The organism is Bradyrhizobium sp. NBAIM18, from assembly GCF_020193825.1.
Classification (GTDB): domain Bacteria; phylum Pseudomonadota; class Alphaproteobacteria; order Rhizobiales; family Xanthobacteraceae; genus Bradyrhizobium; species Bradyrhizobium yuanmingense.
The window spans coordinates 1-255 of sequence record NZ_JADYVO010000089.1 but is presented as its reverse complement, the minus strand read 5'-3'; the positions used below and the strand labels follow the sequence as shown (position 1 = coordinate 255).

Sequence of the window (255 nt, the reverse complement as noted above, 5' to 3'; positions counted from 1 at the left end):
CCAGCGCGACGGCGAACAGCAACGTCGTGTATAGCGGCGCGGCCGGCGGCACCACCGCGGCGACCGGCACCACGACGCTCGGCGCCACCATCGGCGTCTTCGCCAGCACGGGCGCAACGGCCGGCGATGGCACCACGGCGCTGACCGGCACCATGACCCTGATCGCCACCAACGGCACGACCGCGACCGGCCTCGCCGGCAACGCCCAGCCTGCCGACGGCGACACGCTGACCGTGAACGGCAAGACCATCACCT

Annotated in this window: 1 pseudogene; it reads left to right on the top strand. The window is 72.9% G+C overall.

Annotated elements, in window-relative coordinates:
• Positions 1-255, top strand: a pseudogene (locus I6F17_RS38020) (flagellin); the annotation flags it as partial.